This is a genomic window from Photorhabdus kayaii, assembly GCF_025384895.1.
Taxonomy (GTDB): Bacteria; Pseudomonadota; Gammaproteobacteria; order Enterobacterales; family Enterobacteriaceae; genus Photorhabdus; species Photorhabdus kayaii.
Genome location: NZ_JAJAFZ010000027.1, coordinates 40,628 through 56,904, shown reverse-complemented (window position 1 = coordinate 56,904; position 16,277 = coordinate 40,628). Strand labels below are relative to the sequence as shown.

Sequence of the window (16,277 nt, the reverse complement as noted above, 5' to 3'; positions counted from 1 at the left end):
CAAACATAAGATACGACTTTACAAATTACCGCCCACAATCCTGCCATTGCTCATGTAAAACCGTTAGTGCTTTATTAGCTTGTTGCCAACGTTTTGAATTCTTTAACTCATTCAGACTGTATTGACCACCTCGATGATACAATTCTGATAATTTTTCTACTTTGGTCAAAGGCAGATTATCAAGCACACTAACTGCTCCATCACGGTTATTACATATTAAAATTATGTCACAACCTGCATTGAGAGCAGTCTGTCCGCGTTCAATATAACTTCCCATCATTGCCGCCCCTTCCATAGAGAGATCATCGGAAAATACCACGCCATTAAAGCCCAATTGCTGACGCAGCACTGATTTTAACCAATATGACGACCCGCTGGCGGGATGTTCATCTACCTGAGAATAGATCACATGAGCCGGCATAATCGCATCCAATAAATTACGCTGGATAAAATCACGGAAAATAGACATGTCATGATGACAAATCGCTTCTAACGGGCGATCATCACAGGGAGTTTCTTTATGAGAATCAGCATCGACAGCACCATGCCCCGGAAAATGTTTACCCGTCGATTTCATTCCGGCAGAACGCATGCCTTTAATAAAGTACTCCGCCATCATCTTGGCCTGTTCAGGATCTTCATGGAATGAACGTTCACCAATAGCCACACACTGGTGACCTAAATCCAATACCGGCGCAAAGCTGATATCGATATCCATAGCAATCATTTCAGACGCCATCAACCAGCCCGCCTCTTCCGCCAATTGGGTGCCATTGAGATTGTCACTCAATCCAGCAAAAGATTGAGCCGCCGGTAAACAAGTGAAACCTTCGCGAAAACGCTGAACTCTGCCGCCTTCTTGATCAACAGCAATCACAAGACGATGACGAGAAGCCTTACGAATCTGACGGACTAATTCTCGTAATTGCTCAACATCATAAAAATTGCGGGTAAACAGAATTAATCCGCCCACTAATGGATGTTGCAAAATTTCCTTTTCTTCATTATCCAATTCATAACCGACAACATCTAACATGATCGGACCCATAACATTCCTCGCTTATATTCATATTACTGCAATCAATGCAGCTTAAAACGTTATACCCTTTATCCTTCAAGTTGCCTCTTTGTTGGCTGCACTCACCCACCCCGGTCACATAGTTATCTATGCTCCCGGGGATTCGCTCCCTTGCCGTCGCGATCCACCTTGAAATCCATAGGGTATAGACCAAAAGAGAGGCGCAACGGTTGTGCTAGTTCTAAAAAGTGTGGATCACCACTCTGTTTCCAGCGCACTTCAAACCACATTAAAATCATGTAATCAACCCAAGGTTGCCAACGTTTAATTTGACGTTCTAATAGTGTCCGGTTTAAATATCCTGATGGCTGACTACAATAGTAATTCAAAAAATCCTGCTGCTGCGGCTCATCCCAATGATCAGTGCGAAACAACGCCGCTAACGCAAATCCAATATCAGTATCAGTTGCATATTCCCAATCAATGAGTTTCAACCCTTGAGAGGTATTAAGCAAATTACCACAATGCACGTCCATATGAACGGGTGATAATTTTAGTATTGAAGGCATCGGAGATGACATAAAACGTTTATGCAGCCGCAACCAACAGGGAGTAAGACGCGCTTTATCAATTTGCAACCAATGGCTTTCTAGCTGATGCCTCAGTTGAAGCCGGTAACCAAACAGAGGCTGGTGATGCAAAATAGCCAATAATGCCGCCAGTTTTTGCAAAAATTCAGGCTGAGAAAACTCATTTTGCCCAATAATATGACCAGGCAACCACTCCAACAATAGCCAGTGAGGAACCATTGCTATGACTTGCGGAGCAATTTTTACTTGGCTGAGATGGCGTAAAATGGCGCTTTCACGTTGACGATTAACGCCAAGCTGTTTCGCCTGCTGCCCCTGCCTGCGGCCGACAATATGATATTCACCATTGGTGGCATAATAACTCTCATTCGTCAGCCCACTTAACGGTCTTATCTCCCAATCGTTTACTGCGGTATGCGGCCATTGTTTGCACAATGCCTGCAATAAACAATTATGATTATTTAACGTCACCGTGCCCTGACCAAAGAATCTCACCCGTCTTTACCAGCATCAGTTGCATGACGATATCACGCTTATCACTGTTACCTGAAACTATGGAATAGAAAACATAATCCGCATTCAAATAACGCGCCAGACCAATCGCTTTACTACGCAATCCCAAGCTATCCTCTTCAGATAAGCCCAGAGATTGACGGGCATTTTGTACCTGATTTTGTGGTATTAATTCAAAAACATGCTCGCTACTGAGAGCCTGACGCAAAACATCGGTTGCTTGCATGGTTTGTAATGCGCCGTTAGTATTGTTTTTCACTGTATCAACTAATAGTAACTTCGCGTTTTCCAGCCCATGAGCCTTAACGAGTTGCTCTACTAATGGTTGCACTGTACTTTCCCAGTCAATCGCGCTCATTTTAGGCGGCTCTGGTACTTTTTCAGATGGCGGTGTCGGTTTTTCCGATGGGGTCACTGGTACAACCGGCGTCGGAGGTTCAGGCTGCTCCGGTGGCAAGGATGGACATCCCGCCAAAAACATAACCGATAGTGCTACAAAAAGAATTCTTTTCATCAACCTATTCCAATTACAGAGTTTTAAAAAACAGATAAGTTTTTGCTGTGACACCAGCAACAAATTATCAGTTCAACTCCAATGATAAATTTGCAGCATTTATTTAAAAAATCGAGATATTCAGAGGCCGGCTTAAAATAAACATCCCCTGAATATCTGCCTATGTCCATGAATTTCAGTACTTCACATTGACTTCATCAACAACGGCCCTAAATGGCGACCACCAACCAAATGCATATGAATATGATAAACCTCCTGCCCCGCATGGCGATTACAGTTCATAATCAAACGATATCCATCTTCAGCAATGCCTTCTTGTTCAGCAATTTTTGCTGCAACTGTCATCATTCGACCTAATGCTGCTTCATGCTCCGGTTTAACATCGTTCACTGTTGGGATCAGAACATTTGGAATAATCAAAATATGAGTCGGAGCCTGTGGAGAAATATCGCGGAATGCAGTGACTAACTCGTCCTGATAAACAATATCAGACGGTATTTCACGGCGAATAATTTTACTGAAAATAGTTTCTTCTGCCATCACATTTTCCTTTTATAAAAAAACAACAGATATATGAGCGCTTACAAACCAAAGATTCAAGTTGATAAATCAAATTTTGTCTACATCAATATGAAATAAATCGCAAAAATTCTGTGTGGTCACTTCTGCCAATGCCTCAATACTCACCCCCTTGAGTACAGCCATATATTCCGCAACATCACGCACATAAGCAGGCTGGTTTTCTTTACCACGATGAGGCACAGGTGCAAGATAAGGAGAATCGGTTTCAATCAGAATACGATCCAATGGTACATATCTTGCTGCTTCACGAATTGGCTCCGCATTACGGAAAGTAACAATACCAGAGAATGAAATATAGAAGCCTAAATCCAGTAATTCTCTAGCGGTATCTTTATCTTCGGTAAAACAGTGCAAAACACCACCACATTCTCGTGCCTGTTCTTCACGTAATACTCTCAAAGTATCATCACGGGCACTACGGGTATGAACGATAACAGGCTTGTTGAGTTTGCGTCCGATACGGATATGTTCACGAAATGAGGTTCGCTGTAATTCAGCATTATCCTGTTGATAATAGTAATCCAGCCCAGTTTCACCTAGTGCAACAACTTCATTCCCGGCTGCTAAACGCGCTAACTCATCAAAATTATAACCTTCATCCAAGTTAAGTGGATGAATACCACAGGAAAATACGATATTTTCCCGTTCACCAATTAGGGTTTTCATTTGCTGGAAACCGGGTAGCGTCGTCGCTACTGCCAGCATAAATTTAACCTCCCGATCTGCCGCTTTCGCAACAACATCATCTACATTTTTATGTAGGTTTTCATAATCGAGACAATCGAGATGACAATGCGAATCAACTAACAACATATTTAAACTCGTATACAAAAAGATTTCAGGGTTATGAAGTAAACTGTTTTTCCCAATTGAGCAACTGTTCTGCCAGTAACAATTCCCAATTTACGCCCACGACTGAAAGCAACTGATGACGACAAGACATCCACTCATCAACGCTTTGCAGTAAAACAGCCATAGTATGCATGGAACTCAATTGATAAATCAGCGTTTGTTGATCCTGATTGATACAATAACGCTGTAACTGCTGTTGCCACTTCACCGCATCAAATAACAAACTGATAAGCCAATGAAGGCGTTGCGGCGCATTTTCATGATTCAGTTGGGGTAAAAGTGACAAAGCATCACGTTTATCCAAAGCCTGTTTAACAGCCTGGCAAAACTGTTCCCGTATCTGCCATTGCTCCGGTTGCAACAATTGTTCTGCTGCTACAGGTGCTCCCTGAGACAATTTCAAGGCTGTCATTGCATCGACCGAAGAAATTAAAGGCAACTGTTTTTGCAACCAATAAAGGCTACTTTCCGTCTCAGGTACCGGCAGAAAATAGTAAAAACAGCGGCTGCGTAAAGTAGCCAAAAGACTGGACGGCTGCCGACATTTCAGAAGAAAATAGGTATGTTCCGGCGGCTCTTCCAACGTTTTCAATAATGCATTGGCAGCCGCATCTGTCAGACATTCAGTCAAAGGTAACCAGACAATTTTTACCCCACCTTGCTGAGAACGGCTATAGAGCTTTTCCGTAATTTGCCGTACCGCTTCCACACCAACACTGGTTTTACCCTTCTCCGGCGACATAATATGCCAATCAGGATGAGTTTCTGCCATCATCAGATGACAGCTATGACACTTTCCACAACTTTTCATCCCCTGTCTATTCCGACACATTAACCATCGGCTTAATCCATAGATCAACACATCGGCCCCAGTACCTGCATTAGCATGAACCAATAAAGCATGATGGCCTCGTCCTTGCTGATGAGATTCCACCAACTGACGATATGCCTGATTAAGCCACGGATACCAATTCATTTAGCCATTTTCCTACCGCTTCAGCCATTGCCCAAGCACCTGGCAAATATCGGCTTGTACTTGCTCTATTGGTTGAGCCGCATCAACGGTCACAATACGCTTATCCTGTGCTGCAAACTCCAGGTAACGACTGCGAGTACGATCAAAAAAATCTATCGACTCTTTTTCAATTCGGTCTAACTCTCCACGCTCACGGGCACGCAGTAAACCAATTTGAGGAGGAAGATCGAGATAAATAGTCAGGTCAGGACGAAAATCACCCAGCACAGTATCACGTAGCGAAGTCATCAAGTTTTTATCAATACCACGCCCTCCCCCTTGATACGCCTGGGAAGAGAGGTCATGACGATCACCCACAACCCATGTACCACGGGCCAAAGCAGGTTTAATCACATTTTCGACTAATTGAACTCTGGCTGCATATAACATTAACACCTCTGCTTTATCCGTCAGAGGTTCACCTTCAACACCTTGTTTAATTAACCCACGTAATTTTTCTGCCAGAGGTGTTCCACCCGGTTCACGGGTAAAAATTAAATTCTGAATACCGTGCTGCTGCAATATGTCAACGACTGTTTTCATCGCTGACGTTTTTCCTGCGCCTTCCAGCCCTTCAATAACAATAAATTTGCCGTTCATTTGTCCTGTTTTAACCTCTGACGGTAAATATTTACCGCCTTGTTATGCGCAGCCAGATTGGTTGTAAAAGTATGACCACCTTTGCCATTCGCCACAAAATAGAGAAATTCGGTTTTTGCCGGGTGTGCAGCCGCTTTTATAGAAGCAAGGCCAGGCATTGCAATCGGTGTAGGGGGCAAACCATTAATCATATAAGTATTGTAGGGCGTCAATGTCGTTAAATCTTTACGAAAAATAGTGCCTGTATATTTTTCACCTAAACCATAAATCACTGTCGGATCAGTTTGAAGTCGCATATTCAACCGTAAGCGATTAATAAACACAGAAGCAACTTTTGTCCGCTCAGCCTCAACACCGGTCTCTTTTTCAATAATCGACGCCATAATCAACATTTCATAAGCATTATTATAGGGCAGATTTTTGTCGCGACCTTCCCATTCCTCTTCCAGCGTCATTTTCATCTGTCGATATGCTCGTTTCAGCAATGTTACATCGCTTGTGCCTGCCGTATAGTGATAGGTATCAGGATAAAGCCACCCTTCCAGAGTATCTGTATCTTTAATATCGAGTATTTCAGCCAATTCCTGAGCATCTTTATTATCCAATTCATGTTTAAGATATTCAGATTGCTGTAGTATTTTCCACCAGTCAGATAAACGGCTACCTTCAACAAAACGAACCGTAAATTGCGCTTCTTTACCACTAGAGAATAATTGCAACATTTCCCGTAAAGTCATTTCTCGTGTTAATTGGTAAGTTCCCGCCTTGAACTCGGCAAGTTTTGGCTCCAACCTTAATAACCAAGGGAAAATATGACTATCTTCAATCAGGTTATCCCGAACCAGTAACGCTTCCAAACCATGACGACCAATACCTGCTGGCAGAGTAAATATTCGATCCTGTTTAATTGTTAGTGTTTGATCCGCAAATTTTTCAACTTTTTCATAGCCAGCATAGAGTAATATCGCTGCCGTAATGACAATCAAAGTCAATAGGGCAAAAAGGCGTTTTTTCCATTTCATCAATTAATCTAATCACTTAAACACATTGTTCACTTAAACACACGGTTCGCTTAAATACGTCGTGAATTACAACTTCAGACATTCAGGAAGCAAATATTTATACAGTTCCCTTGACTGATATTTCCATCCGGGCTGATTTTCATGAGCTTGAATTTCTTTGACAGATATCACTGGCATTAAAGAATTACAAACTATCACTTCATCTGCATCAGCCAATGTTTCGGGATAACAGCTTACACAAGAAAAGTGATAATCGCTTTCCGATAATAACGCGATTATTCTTTCCCGCATCACACCTTCGATACCACAGCCTCGTAAATCAGGAGTATACACATCTTTTCCTTTACGCCAGAAAATGTTTGCAGTACAGCATTCAACCAGCAAACCATCAGTATCAAGTACCAGAGCTTCATCAGCATTTGATTTTTCGATAAATGTTTTAATCAATATCTGTTCTAATCGATTAAGGTGTTTAATTCCGGCAAGATAGGGGTTTATTCCCATCGGTACCGGACTGAGCACCATAGATAAACCTTCCTGACGCTGTTTCAAATACTTATCGGGATAAGGACTCAGAGACAAGATCTGATTAGGTTGCGTAAACCCCTGAGCACTATAGCCACGCCCTCCGGTTCCACGGGAAATAATAACTTTAAGTACACCTTGTTCAGTCGTGGAGACAATCTGTCTTATATGGCTTTCAAGCTGTTGCCAATCGGGTTGTGGAAGATATAACCTTTCAACGCCTTTTTGTAATCTTTGGATATGTAGTGACAACAAAGCGGCCTGCCCCTGTTCTATTTTTACTGTTGTGAAGCAACCATCACCGAATTGAACTGAACGATCATTGGCCGGTAAATAGTCGCACTGCTCTCCATTAATCCAATACATATAATTTTGTTCTTAATTATTCAAAAAGGCATTTCAATGCAATTTATCAACAAGCGATATCATAGTATATCGCTGATACGAGTGCAAAAATGTCCATGATTCTTGCCACAAAAAAAGCTCCAATAATTATTAACTATTGGAGCTCTCTATACTATCGCCTTAAAGTATTTACAAAATCATATACCCGTTATCTTTCAAGGTGCCTCTTTGTTGGCTGCACTCGCTCACCCCGGTCACATAGTTACCTATGCTCCCGGGGATTCACTCCCTTGCCGTCGCGATCCATCTTGAAATCCATTGGGTATACTAAGCGGAACTCAACCGTATTTTTCTGTAATATCAGGCGCTACCTGTTAATCAGGTTTAATCTTACGGAAAATTAGTGAGCCGTTAGTGCCACCGAAACCGAAAGAATTACACAATGCATATTCCATCCCCTCTACCTTACGGGACTCATTTGGCACGAAATCCAGACGGCAGTTCTCATCCTGATTTTCCAGGTTGATAGTCGGCGGAACAACTTGATCACGTAATGCCAGGATAGTGAAAATAGATTCAACCGCCCCCGCAGCACCCAACAAATGACCCGTCATTGATTTGGTAGAACTCACTAAAACATCAGTGCCTTCACCAAACACGGACTCAACTGCATGGGCTTCCGCTAAGTCGCCAGCAGATGTTGAAGTACCGTGAGCATTAATATATCCCACTTGCTTGGTAGTGATACCGGCATCTTTCAGCGCATTTTCCATCGCCAACGCAGCACCTGCACCATTTTCTGGTGGTGACGTCATATGATAAGCATCGCTGCTCATGCCAAAGCCAACGATTTCTGCGTAAATTTTCGCACCACGCCTCTTCGCATGCCCATATTCTTCCAGTACCAAGATACCTGCACCATCCCCCAGAACAAAGCCATCACGGTCTTTATCCCACGGACGACTTGCACCTTGTGGATTATCGTTACGGGTAGATAAAGCACGGGCAGCACCAAAACCACCAACCCCCAGAGGAGTACTGGCTTTTTCTGCACCACCGGCCAGCATAATGTCAGCATCATTATAAGCAATAATACGGGCAGCATGACCAATATTATGTACACCTGACGTACATGCTGTGGCGATAGAAATACTTGGGCCACGCAAACCGTAAATAATACTCAGATGACCTGCTACCATATTTACGATCGTAGAAGGTACGAAGAACGGGCTGATCTTACGAGGACCACTCGCCACCAACGCCCCGTGATTTTCTTCAATCAGACCCAAACCACCAATACCAGAACCAATAGCAGCACCAAAACGACTAGCATTGGCTTCTGTTACTTCAATTCCAGAATCTTCAATGGCTTGCACACCTGCTGCAATACCATATTGAATGAAATCATCCATTTTTCGTGCATCCTTGCGCGAAATATTGAAATCTTCATGATTAAAATCTTTAACCAGACCAGCAAACTTAGTTGCATGGTGACTGGTGTCAAAATGGTCAATAAGGCTGATACCACTCTGTCCGGCACAAACAGCTTTCCAAGAAGATTCAGCTGTATTACCGACAGGAGATAACATGCCTAGTCCGGTCACAACTACTCGACGCTTAGACACGCTTATCCTCCAAGGAGGGAAATTATTTAGGGCAGAAACATAGGCGGTCGAATGACCGCCTAGGTGTGTTCACTTATTCGCTTTGGTTCTGGACGTAATCAATAGCTGCCTGAACTGTAGTGATCTTTTCTGCTTCTTCATCTGGAATTTCGATATCGAACTCTTCTTCCAGCGCCATTACCAGTTCAACTGTGTCAAGAGAATCAGCGCCCAAGTCATCTACAAAAGAAGCTGAATTAATAACTTCTTCCTCTTTAACACCAAGTTGTTCAACGATGATTTTTTTAACGCGTTCTTCAATAGTGCTCATGCTATTAAATTTCCTATCAAAATTCGCTTTCGCGATGGTTTTCGTAGTTTATAAAATACAGGAAAAGATGCAACCCAATCCCGGCTGGTCGAACCACAAACTTGCTCTATTTTGCGTTATTTGACACAAAAAATGCAACTGGTTCGCTCATTTTTTAGTTCATATACATGCCGCCATTGACATGTAATGTTTCGCCTGTGATGTAAGCCGCTTCATCAGAAGCGAAGAAAGCCACAGCACTAGCAATTTCTTTTGCATCCCCAAGCCGCTTAGCGGGGATATCTTTTGAAAAGTTCGCCAACTGCTCTTCTGGCAATGCTTTTAGCATATCAGTTTCAATAAGCCCTGGCGCAACAACGTTAACAGTAATACCACGGGAAATCACTTCCCGAGCCAATGTCTTGCTGAAACCAACAAGCCCTGCTTTCGCCGCTGCATAGCTTGCCTGCCCAACATTCCCCATCGATCCAACAACAGAACCAACAGAGATGATACGACCGTGACGTTTTTTTATCATAAAGCGCATCGCCGCTTTTGACATACGGAAAACGGATGAAAGATTAGTGTCAATAATATGCTGCCACTCATCATCCTTTATACGCATCACCAGATTATCACCGGTGATACCCGCATTATTCACTAAAATATCAAGCCCGCCACACTCTGTTCGGATGGTAGACATAAGCTGTTCAATCGATTCCGGATCAGTGACATCCAGTACAAAACCTTTACCTTTTTCACCAAGGTAAGCACTGATGACTTCAGCGCCTTTATCGCTTGTTGCTGTACCAATGATATAGGCTCCACGCTCTGCTAATAGCTCAGCAGTTGCACGGCCTATCCCACGGCTAGCACCTGTTACTAATGCAATCTTTCCATCTAATCTCATATTGCCCTCAATTATTTTCCAATGCAGTTATTAGTGTAGCTGTGTCATTAACTGCTGCTGCGCTTAAGGTATTGACAATTCGTTTAGTTAAACCTGTCAAAACTCTACCTGGCCCTATTTCTAATAGCTGCCCAACACCCTGTCCAGCAATAAATTCAACTGCTTCTCTCCAACGGACAGGATTATAGAGTTGTCGTACCAGTGCATCACGGATAGCTTCAGCAGATTGTTCTATTTTCACATCAACATTATTTACCACCGGGAACTGAGGATGGCTAAATTCAATTCCTTCCAAAACAACTGCCAGCTTATCTGCGGCGGGTTTCATCAGTGCACAATGCGACGGTACACTGACTGCCAAAGGCAGCGCACGTTTCGCACCTGCTGCTTTACATGCATCACCAGCACGCTCTACCGCCTCTTTCTCACCCGCAATAACAACCTGACCAGGTGAGTTAAAGTTAACTGGAGAAACAATTTGCCCCTGAGCTACTTCTTTACAGGCACGATCAATGGATTCATTATCTAAACCAATAATAACATACATTGCACCAGTGCCTTCAGGTACAGCTTCTTGCATCAATTTGCCACGCAGTTCAACAAGTCTAATGGCTTGTTTGAAATCAATGACACCTGCACAAACCAGTGCAGAATATTCACCAAGGCTATGTCCAACCATCAGTGATGGTGCTTTTCCACCTTTTTCCTGCCAAACCCGCCAGATAGCAACCGATGCGGCCAACAACGCGGGTTGAGTTTGCCATGTTTTATTCAGTTCTTCTTCTGGCCCCTGTTGAACTAGAGCCCAGAGATCATATCCCAGCACATCAGACGCTTCAGCGAAAGTTTGCTCGACAACCGGGAACGCTGTAGCCAAATCGGCCAACATACCAAGGTCTTGAGAACCCTGACCAGGAAATACCATTGCAAATTCAGACATAGACATGCTCATCTTCCTGTCAAATTAAAAACGTATCAGTGCTGAACCCCAAGTAAGGCCACCACCAAAAGCCTCAATTAAGATTAACTGACCGCGCTTAATCCGGCCATCACGTACTGCTTCATCAAATGCTGTGGGTACCGATGCCGCAGAAGTATTACCGTAACGATCCAGCGTTACCACTACTTTATCCATTGTCATGTTTAATTTTTTAGCTGTCGCTGCGATAATACGCAAATTAGCCTGATGAGGTACCAGCCAATCCAACTCACTATATGGTAAGTTATTTGCTTCTAAAGTCTCATCAACTATGTTAGCCAATTCACGGACTGCAATCTTAAATACTTCATTACCGATCATACTAGCATACGCGGGTTCTTTTAGATTCTGGCGCTCCTGATAAGGCAATACCAACAATTCACCATAGCTACCATTTGCATGAAGGTGAGTTGAAAGAATTCCTGGCTCATTAGAAGCCCCTACCACCATAGCACCTGCACCATCGCCAAACAGGACAAGTGTTCCGCGATCTTCTGGATCAAGTGTTCTGGTAATAGAATCAGAACCAATAACCAATGCATGTTTTGCCGCACCGGTTTTAATAAACTTATCAGCAATACTCAGTGCATAAACAAAACCAGAACAAGCAGCAGAAATATCAAAAGCCGCTGAATTTTGGGTACCCAACATGTGCTGAATTTGGCACGCAGAACTGGGGAAAGCATGGGTGGATGAAGCTGTTGCAACAATGATTAAATCAATCTGCTCTTTATCAATGCCCGACATTTCAATTGCTTTCTTTGCAGCCCGGAACCCCATAACCGCAACAGTTTCATCATCAGTAGCAATACGACGTTCGCGGACACCTGTACGGGTAATAATCCACTCATCAGAAGTATCCACCATTTTTTCTAAATCAGCATTAGTACGCACTTGCGCAGGTAGATAACTACCTGTACCTAAAATTTTTGTATACATGTATGTTCAGTCACTCTTGGGTAATGCTGTTTCCAGGCGTGCAGCAATTCTATCAGGAACCTGCCTTTCAACGGCCTGAACAGCCTGTTCGATTGCGGCCTTAAACGCATGCTCATTAGCCGCCCCATGGCTTTTGATTACAATTCCATATAATCCTAACAGACATGCGCCATTATACTGGTCAGGGTTCAGGTGACCGAAGCGTTTTGTCATCCGTTTTTGCAGCCAATTCTTGACTATTTTCAACAACCAGGAAAATTTTTTCTTTTGTCCATCCGATGATTTAAGCAGGGATAAAATAACTCTGATCGCCCCTTCCATCGTTTTTAACGTCACGTTACCTGCGAAGCCGTCACATACCAATACATCACTTTTACCTGTCAGTAATTCATCACCTTCCAGATAACCAATGTAATTTATCGTCGGAATGCGCTTTAAAATAGTGGCGGCTTCGCGGATATTATCCAGCCCTTTACTCTCTTCCGTACCAATGTTAAGCAATGCTACCGCGGGATTAACCACCCCCACGACTTCCTCGGCCATTACTGAACCCATAATGGCGAATTGCACCAACATGCGGCTATCGCAATTAACATTGGCACCTAAATCCAATACGACAGTTTGCCGCTGTTTCAGGTTTGGCAACACGGTCATCAAAGCAGGTCTTTCAATGCCTTCTATCGATTTTAGCATCAATTTAGATAACCCCATCAATACTCCGGTATTCCCTGCACTGATACACGCCTGCGCTTCACCTGATTTCACTAAATCCAGGGCAATACGCATTGACGTTCCTCGGCTGTTACGAATCGCTTGCGACGGTTTCGCATCATTAGCCACAACCCGTTCAGCAGGAACCACTTGTAAACGACTGAGCAACTCAGCATCACTATTTACAAGCATCGGAGAAATGATATCGGGGATTCCGACCAGCAATAATTTAAGTCTAGGGTTAGACGCCAGTGCCTGCAATGCAGCAGGCACCGTAACGCGAGGACCAAAGTCCCCGCTCATGGCATCTAACGCTAAAGTCAGATTAGTCAAGGTATCAACTTGCTAATGACTGGCGGAGATTATTTGTTGATGACTTTGCGGCCACGGTAGTAGCCATCAGCAGTCACATGGTGACGCAGGTGAGTTTCACCAGAAGTTTTATCTACAGATAGTAATGGTGCAGTCAGTGCATCATGAGAACGACGCATACCACGTTTAGAACGAGTTGGTTTATTCTGTTGTACGGCCATTGACCTTACTCCTTAAGTACTTTTCTTTAAACTGGCTAATACGGCAAATGGGTTTGGTTTTTCAGCCTCTAGAGGTAATTCACCAAACACCATGTCCGCTTCGGACACTTCACAGTGTTCAGAATCATGTACCGGAACTACCGGCAGAGAAAGAATTATTTCATCTTCAATCATTGCCAGCAAATCTATTTCGCCAAATTCGTTAACGTTAATTGGCTCATACTCTTCCGGTAATGCTTCAGCCTGTTCATCTTTGACGACCGGGCTAAAACAATATGTTATGTGAACGTGATGGCTGAAATTACCGCCACAACGCTGACATTCAAGCGTAACATCCACATCGGAATGCCCACGCACAACCGCCAGACGTTGGTTATCTATCTGAAACGATAAAACGCTGTCTACATCATTGTCCACGCTAACCACAGATTCCGCGATACGCAAAACTTGCTCAGGTGAATAACTGCCTGCGTAGTCTAATCGTTTCTGAGCGGCGCGAAGCGCATCAATGGTCAGGGGTAATTTTACCTTTTGCATAAGGCGCGCATATTATCTTTGTAATGAGATATAGTCAAAGAAAAAGGCCACACATCTGCACCTTTCCGCCAAATATTCGCTTATTAAGCTGTGCCTAGTTTAAAATGCCTGCAATTATTTCGCCATGTCTTTTGGAAAAATTATGACACAAATCATTTTAGCTTCCACATCAGCTTATCGCCGCATGTTACTGGAAAAACTTCGTTTACCCTTTATATGCGCAGCGCCTAATACTGATGAAACACCTCGAATGAATGAAAATGCAGAACAACTCGTTATGCGTTTGGCGCAAGCCAAGGCACAGGCATTACAAACAAAATATTCTCAGCATTTGATTATTGGTTCTGATCAAGTTTGTGTTATTAACGGCGAAATCACCGGCAAGCCCCACAGTCTTGAAAATGCATTTAAACAATTACGGCAAGCCAGTGGTCATTGCGTCACCTTTTATACCGGCATTTCTCTCTTTAACAGCAAAACAGGAATAACTGATACACGTTGTGAATTATTCAATGTCTATTTTAGAGAACTGGCTGATGATGAAATCTGGGCTTATTTAACTGCGGAAAACCCTCTTAATTGTGCCGGAAGCTTTAAAAGCGAAGGGTTAGGAATCACTTTATTTGAACGACTTGAAGGGAAAGATCCGAATACGCTGATAGGTTTACCATTAATTACATTGACTGAATTATTAATCCGCCAGGGGGTAAACCCACTGACGGCGATAGGTTAATTACTGTGATTCTGACGTAGCGTTTTTATACAATAGCGCAATTGCTCATCCATCGGTGCTTCAAGACGTAATGTCTCCCCCGTCGAGGGATGAGTAAATTTTATCGCACTGGCATGCAAGAATAGGCGGTTAAGGCCCGTAGCTGACAGTTGCGAATCAAAAACTTTATCCCCATAGCGATCATCAAAAGCGATCGGATGCCCAGCATATTGAGTGTGAACACGGATTTGATGAGTTCGACCCGTTACCGGACTGGCTTTCACTAACGTTGCATTGGCAAAACGCTCTTCTACTTTAAAACGCGTTTCAGAAGGCTTACCTTCACTGTTTACTTTAACAATCCGCTCACCACTTTGCTGGATATTTTTCAGCAATGGAGCCTGAACAACCTTACAATGTGATTGCCATTGTCCTCGTACTAAAGCCAGATAATCTTTCTGCATCTGTTTAAGGCGTAATTGCTCATGCAAGGCCCGTAAAGCTGAGCGTTTTTTAGCAATTAACAAAATTCCAGAGGTATCACGATCTAAACGATGCACTAATTCGAGGAATTTTGCTTCCGGACGCAAAACCCGCAATCCTTCAATAACACCAAAACTTAAACCACTACCGCCATGAACGGCCGTACCAGAAGGTTTATTGAGCACCAGAATATAGTCATCTTCGTATAAGATACAATCGTCTAATGCAGCGACTTTATCCAGTTTAGCTGAAACTGACGCTTCTTGCCGTTCTGCAACCCGAACCGGTGGAATTCTGACAACATCCCCCGCAGACAATTTATACTCAGGTTTTATCCTGCCTTTATTTACCCGCACTTCCCCCTTACGCACAATCCGGTAAATCATGCTCTTAGGAACACCCTTCAAACGCGCTAATAAAAAATTATCAACTCGCTGTCCAGCTTCATCGTCATCAATAGTGACAAATTGTACAACTTGATTATTCGTTTTCATGATAGCAATTTTAATTATCACTCAAGCAGAGTGCTACTCATTTTTAAATATGTGTAAAAATCACGCATACTTTCCGGTTGTTACCTTCCCTACTTTAAGATAAAGATTAAATATTAACTATTTCTTCCTATTTCATCAGAAAAACCGCTTAAAGACATAAAGTCACCTTGCTATCACCCCAACAGCAATGGAATAATACGTAGCCATCATCAGTTTTTTAAACCTGAATGGCGAAGTTAAACGTTTGTTCTTCATTTGATTGCACAAAAACGCAGCAATGGCGTAAGACGTACTGGGAAATCAAATAATTAGCGGGCTACGGGTAGCAGTTTACTGGAATTGGATCAAATCAGCTTCATTTATATTTGCAGATTATTCCTAGAAAAGGGTACTGTTTTCTAAGTGAAAATTCAGACCTGCCGAAAATATGCGTCTCTATACAAACGACAACCGGGAGGTTGGCGGATTTGTAAAAGACACGAGACCATC

General features: G+C 43.0%; 20 protein-coding genes. 1 reads left to right on the top strand and 19 read right to left on the bottom strand.

Translation table 11 applies throughout. The features are described 5' to 3' along the window. Window positions 1-25: 25 nt before the first annotated feature. From nagZ to yceD, 18 genes are all read right to left on the bottom strand, one after another. Entirely contained in the window at window positions 26-1,048 is a 1,023-nt protein-coding gene (gene nagZ / locus LGZ98_RS12175; protein ID WP_262978125.1) for a beta-N-acetylhexosaminidase, read from the bottom strand. After that, window positions 1,014-1,157 (bottom strand): hypothetical protein, encoded by a 144-nt coding sequence (locus tag LGZ98_RS12170; protein ID WP_262978124.1) that lies wholly within the window; start codon window positions 1,155-1,157, stop codon window positions 1,014-1,016. The genes nagZ and LGZ98_RS12170 overlap by 35 nt, the downstream gene beginning before the upstream one ends. A gap of 4 nt (window positions 1,158-1,161) precedes the next feature. Then, window positions 1,162-2,079 carry a thiamine kinase gene (thiK, locus tag LGZ98_RS12165; protein WP_228901485.1) on the bottom strand — a complete coding sequence of 306 codons (918 nt, stop codon included), beginning with the start codon at window positions 2,077-2,079 and terminating at the stop codon, window positions 1,162-1,164. Further along, window positions 2,066-2,635, bottom strand: a complete 570-nt coding sequence (lpoB, locus tag LGZ98_RS12160) for a penicillin-binding protein activator LpoB (RefSeq protein WP_113041892.1) — start codon at window positions 2,633-2,635, stop codon at window positions 2,066-2,068. The genes thiK and lpoB overlap by 14 nt, the downstream gene beginning before the upstream one ends. 183 nt (window positions 2,636-2,818) lie before the next feature. Next, on the bottom strand, window positions 2,819-3,175 hold the full coding sequence (hinT, locus tag LGZ98_RS12155) for a purine nucleoside phosphoramidase (protein WP_113041893.1): 357 nt from the start codon (window positions 3,173-3,175) through the stop codon (window positions 2,819-2,821). A 69-nt stretch (window positions 3,176-3,244) separates the two neighbouring features. After that, window positions 3,245-4,030 carry a metal-dependent hydrolase gene (locus LGZ98_RS12150; protein WP_113041894.1) on the bottom strand — a complete coding sequence of 262 codons (786 nt, stop codon included), beginning with the start codon at window positions 4,028-4,030 and terminating at the stop codon, window positions 3,245-3,247. Between the two features lie 31 nt (window positions 4,031-4,061). Beyond that, window positions 4,062-5,045 (bottom strand): DNA polymerase III subunit delta', encoded by a 984-nt coding sequence (holB, locus tag LGZ98_RS12145; protein ID WP_113041895.1) that lies wholly within the window; start codon window positions 5,043-5,045, stop codon window positions 4,062-4,064. A gap of 12 nt (window positions 5,046-5,057) precedes the next feature. Beyond that, on the bottom strand, window positions 5,058-5,684 hold the full coding sequence (tmk, locus tag LGZ98_RS12140) for a dTMP kinase (RefSeq protein ID WP_113041896.1): 627 nt from the start codon (window positions 5,682-5,684) through the stop codon (window positions 5,058-5,060). Beyond that, a complete protein-coding gene (mltG, locus tag LGZ98_RS12135; RefSeq protein WP_113041897.1) occupies window positions 5,681-6,706 on the bottom strand; it encodes an endolytic transglycosylase MltG in 1,026 nt (341 codons plus the stop codon). Before mltG ends, tmk begins: the two co-directional genes overlap by 4 nt. A 66-nt stretch (window positions 6,707-6,772) precedes the next feature. Then, window positions 6,773-7,597 (bottom strand): aminodeoxychorismate lyase, encoded by an 825-nt coding sequence (pabC, locus tag LGZ98_RS12130; RefSeq protein ID WP_113041898.1) that lies wholly within the window; start codon window positions 7,595-7,597, stop codon window positions 6,773-6,775. 353 nt (window positions 7,598-7,950) lie between these two features. Further along, window positions 7,951-9,201 carry a beta-ketoacyl-ACP synthase II gene (fabF, locus tag LGZ98_RS12125; protein WP_113041899.1) on the bottom strand — a complete coding sequence of 417 codons (1,251 nt, stop codon included), beginning with the start codon at window positions 9,199-9,201 and terminating at the stop codon, window positions 7,951-7,953. 73 nt (window positions 9,202-9,274) lie between these two features. Next, window positions 9,275-9,511 carry an acyl carrier protein gene (gene acpP / locus LGZ98_RS12120; protein WP_112894165.1) on the bottom strand — a complete coding sequence of 79 codons (237 nt, stop codon included), beginning with the start codon at window positions 9,509-9,511 and terminating at the stop codon, window positions 9,275-9,277. A gap of 154 nt (window positions 9,512-9,665) precedes the next feature. After that, the gene (fabG, locus tag LGZ98_RS12115; RefSeq protein WP_113041900.1) at window positions 9,666-10,400 is read right to left on the bottom strand and encodes a 3-oxoacyl-ACP reductase FabG; all 735 of its coding nucleotides are present in this window, start codon (window positions 10,398-10,400) and stop codon (window positions 9,666-9,668) included. Between the two features lie 7 nt (window positions 10,401-10,407). Continuing rightward, a complete protein-coding gene (gene fabD / locus LGZ98_RS12110; protein WP_113041982.1) occupies window positions 10,408-11,340 on the bottom strand; it encodes an ACP S-malonyltransferase in 933 nt (310 codons plus the stop codon). Between the two features lie 24 nt (window positions 11,341-11,364). Continuing rightward, a complete protein-coding gene (locus LGZ98_RS12105) occupies window positions 11,365-12,318 on the bottom strand; it encodes a beta-ketoacyl-ACP synthase III (protein WP_112878494.1) in 954 nt (317 codons plus the stop codon). A 6-nt stretch (window positions 12,319-12,324) separates the two neighbouring features. Next, window positions 12,325-13,362, bottom strand: coding sequence for a phosphate acyltransferase PlsX (plsX, locus tag LGZ98_RS12100; RefSeq protein ID WP_113041901.1), 1,038 nt, complete (start codon window positions 13,360-13,362; stop codon window positions 12,325-12,327). Between the two features lie 29 nt (window positions 13,363-13,391). Next, window positions 13,392-13,562, bottom strand: a complete 171-nt coding sequence (gene rpmF / locus LGZ98_RS12095) for a 50S ribosomal protein L32 (protein WP_011147057.1) — start codon at window positions 13,560-13,562, stop codon at window positions 13,392-13,394. Window positions 13,563-13,574: 12 nt separating this feature from the next. Continuing rightward, on the bottom strand, window positions 13,575-14,099 hold the full coding sequence (gene yceD, locus LGZ98_RS12090) for a 23S rRNA accumulation protein YceD (RefSeq protein ID WP_113041902.1): 525 nt from the start codon (window positions 14,097-14,099) through the stop codon (window positions 13,575-13,577). A gap of 142 nt (window positions 14,100-14,241) precedes the next feature. On the opposite strand from yceD, the gene LGZ98_RS12085 reads away from it, so the two are divergent. Next, on the top strand, window positions 14,242-14,832 hold the full coding sequence (locus tag LGZ98_RS12085; protein WP_113041903.1) for a Maf family protein: 591 nt from the start codon (window positions 14,242-14,244) through the stop codon (window positions 14,830-14,832). Here LGZ98_RS12085 and rluC read toward each other — a convergent pair. Then, the gene (gene rluC, locus LGZ98_RS12080) at window positions 14,829-15,788 is read right to left on the bottom strand and encodes a 23S rRNA pseudouridine(955/2504/2580) synthase RluC (protein ID WP_113041983.1); all 960 of its coding nucleotides are present in this window, start codon (window positions 15,786-15,788) and stop codon (window positions 14,829-14,831) included. The two genes, LGZ98_RS12085 and rluC, sit on opposite strands and share 4 nt — an antisense overlap. Window positions 15,789-16,277 lie beyond the last annotated feature (489 nt).